Source organism: Synechococcus sp. R55.2 (genome assembly GCF_047462075.1).
Taxonomy (GTDB): domain Bacteria; phylum Cyanobacteriota; class Cyanobacteriia; order Thermostichales; family Thermostichaceae; genus Thermostichus.
The window spans coordinates 1-3,248 of sequence record NZ_JANSIH010000372.1; the positions used below are offsets into that span (position 1 = coordinate 1).

Below are 3,248 nucleotides of genomic sequence, written 5' to 3' on the forward strand. Positions count from 1 at the left end.
GGCAGGATCCCAGAAGCCAAGAGCCCCCCACCGCCATCAACGTAAGGGAGAGAGGACGAAACCGGCACTGAAGTTGGGTCTTCATATCACACCTGCGACGAGCCGTCCTCTTGAGGATAGGCGATGGACTCAGAGCCTGTCTGTGATCGCAGCCTCATACATCGGAATATGTAGAAATTGTTACTTTGGCCGGGCGCGAGCGACCAACTCATCCACGTACTCGTTCCAGCGCAACCCTTCGTGAGCCTGGATCCAAACCACCCGCACCTGGGGGCACTCCTGCTTTAGCCGATACAGTTCCTGGATCAAATCCAGGTTTTCCACCGGGCCTGTGCGCCGCCGCCATCCCTGAGCTGCCCACTGCGACATCCAACGGTTGTAGGTTTGCACGCAGAGGTGGGAATCGCTGTAGATGGTGTCCACGCTGTTGCCTTGGGTGTCACGGCAATACCGCAAAGCCCGAATTAAGCCGGTCAGTTCCATGCGGTTGCTGGTGCTATCGGGATCCCCTCCCCAAAACTCTTCCACAATTTGATCATCTTGAACCACCACCACGGCCCATCCCCCTGGCCCCGGGTTAGGAGAACATCCCCCGTCCGTGAAGATGCCGCTGCGGGGGCAGGCAGCCAGACGGCTGGGGCGCGCTCCTTTGCGGCTGCGCATCCGTGAAACCTTGGTCATGGTGCTCATCCGATGCTAACGGGAAGATTTGGGATCCCGGCTCGACAACAGACACTGCATCTTACCGCACAAGGGCGTGCCAGCACCACTATTTAGTGTATCTAGTTCCGGGAAAGTTTTACTTTACACTATCAGTAGTATAAACCTCGTCAACACCAGCTCACGTGACGTAAGGTTAGAGAGACAGGGAAATTCTGCCAAAACGGCGCGAACAAAAACCCCCAGAAAATCTGGGGGAGGAGTGGTGTGTTGAGGTGATGAATACTCGCATGATATCTCTCGAATTCGGTGAGTAGGCCAAACCGGCGATAGATCCCTGCGTTTTTTTGCAGAAATCATTGCAGATACTGGAAAGCATCAGACACTAGAGACCAGCGCGTCAAAACTGAGCTTATTTCGTCTTGATCAGATATAGTGCTCAATCTCGAAGAAATATCTATTTAGACACCAAATATAGAGAAGCCAGTAATAACTTTTCTTATGCACCTACCGCCGACACTAGGGGTTGTGTCAAGTCCAAATGAGCATAGAGACGGGAAAAGTCAAAATTCGCTGACATTAGCTCTTGGATGCAGCGGACTTTCACCTCCTCGTGCAGGCGAATCTGCCCAAAAACCCGTTCGATGCGGTTGATGGTGGTGAAGGTGTCCAGATCCACCGAGAGGATCGGCACTTCCAGCTCTTCTGCTCGAGACTGAATGCGGGGATCCAGAGGGAGCTTGCCGGTCAAGATCAGGCAGAGGGTGGAAGTTTCTAGGGCGGCCAGTTGAATATCGGTGCGGTCTCCGCCGGTGATCACCGCCTTGTGATCCAGCTTACGGAAGTACTTCAAGGCCGAGTTGACGTTCATCGCCCCTACCGCAATGTCTTCAACCATCAGGTCCATCCGATCCGGACAGCAGAGCACCTCGGCATCCAGTTGCCGCACCAACTCCCCAACGCTGATGCTGCGCAAAATGCGATGGGAGGGCAAAATCCCCAGCACCGGGATCCCGTGTCCCTCCAAAAAAGGCCGAATGATCGTTTTTGCCGGTTGCACCTGGTCGGGCGGCACATCGTTCAGCAGCACGCCTGCCAAATGGGATCCCAGTTGGCGATGAACAAAGAGAAGAGAATCGACGGCCAAGGGGGAATGGTAGCGATTGATCAGCAGTACCGGAGCATTCAGGGCTTGGGCCATCTTGGCCAGCGACAAGCCAAACAATTCCCCCTCATAAAGATCGGCTGGGCCTTCCAACAGCACCAAATCCGCAGGGGATCGCCGGACAAACTCCAACAGAGGGGCAACCGGGCACTCTGGAGCTGGATCCTCGGGAGCTCGCTTCATTTGGGCCAGCAAAGCCTCTTCGTTGAGCCGGAGCAGCATCGGCGGCATTTGGTCAATCGTCAGCCGCAGAGACTCCGCCACAAAGCGCATATCCGGATCGCCCCCTTCCAGCGAGCAATCCTCCCGCTCGCAAGAACCGATGGGCTTCCCATAGGTGACTTTCATCCCTTGCTGCTGCAGGTGTTTGGCCAAACCCAAGATGGCAGCCGACTTACCGCTGAAGGGCTCAGTAGAACCAATTAAAAGGAACTTGGACACGGATGGCTCCCGGTAACGAGAGGGACGAAGGGATCCCTTACTCAGTCTAACGGAGGCTGCTCTCTCCTCAGTTCTGGACTAACCGATTAGGATCGACTCTTCAGGGTAGGTTACCAACGGGCGGGGCTGTTGTTGAGCCAAGGCCAAGACAATCGTCAATGCCCCCAACCGGCCCCAGAACATCACCAGCACAATGATCAGTTGGCCAAACCAGTTGAGCTCCCCGGTAAAGCCCGTCGAGAGGCCGCAGGTGGCAAAGGCGGAGATCACCTCAAACAACACCGGATCCAACCTACTGTTACTGTGGGTCAGCAAAATCAACCAAGCCGCCAACAATACCACAAACAGAGAAACCGTTAACACCGCTGCCGCCTTGCGCACCATGGAGGGATCCAAGCTGCGCCCGGCAATCTGAGCGCTGGGCAAACCGCGGGCATAGCCCCAGAGGGCCAACACCAACACCGCCAAGGTGCCGGTGGTCATGCCGCCCCCCATAGAAGCTGGGGCTGCCCCAATAAACATGAGAGCCATCAGCAGCAACTGGCTTGCCGGGGTCAAATCCTCAATGGGGATCCCGGCAAACCCAGCCGTTCGGGCAGAAACCGATTGAAAAAACGTCAGGCCCAAGCGGTGGGGCCAGCTTACCTCCAGCAGGGATCCGCCGGGCAAGCTCTCTCCCAAAAACAAGCCAATGCCGCCCGTGCAGAGCAAAACCACCACCACGCCCAGGGTAATCCGGGTGTGCAGAGAGGGGCGGTGGCCCCGTGGCCAGGTTAACAAATCCGACAAAACTGGGATGCCCAAACCGCCGATAAAAATCAGACCGGCCAAAATCGCCAGCGACAGACCGTCTGTAGGGATCCCTTCCCGGCCAAACAGGTCAAATCCTGCATTACAAAAGGCCGACACCGCGTGAAAAATAGCCAGAAAAACTGCCCGCCCCGGCCCATAGAGATCCCGCCAGGGCACCGAGAGCAGCAGA

General features: G+C 56.2%; 3 protein-coding genes. All 3 read right to left on the reverse strand.

Features of this window, described 5'->3' with window-relative positions; translation table 11 throughout:
• Window positions 1-180 precede the first annotated feature (180 nt).
• Window positions 181-681, reverse strand: a complete 501-nt coding sequence (locus NW838_RS11860) for a ribonuclease H family protein (RefSeq protein ID WP_414428093.1) — start codon at window positions 679-681, stop codon at window positions 181-183.
• Between the two features lie 478 nt (window positions 682-1,159).
• Complete coding sequence (locus tag NW838_RS11865) at window positions 1,160-2,266, reverse strand: phosphotransacetylase family protein (protein WP_414428094.1); 1,107 nt, start codon at window positions 2,264-2,266, stop codon at window positions 1,160-1,162.
• Window positions 2,267-2,344: 78 nt separating this feature from the next.
• Window positions 2,345-3,248 (reverse strand): TrkH family potassium uptake protein (locus tag NW838_RS11870; protein ID WP_414428095.1); only part of this gene is annotated, 904 nt, incomplete at its 5' end.

Coding starts and splice junctions, on each gene's coding strand:
- NW838_RS11860 (WP_414428093.1), bottom strand. CDS start 681: ATGACCAAGGTTTCACGGATGCGCAGCCGCAAAGGAGCGCGCCCCAGC.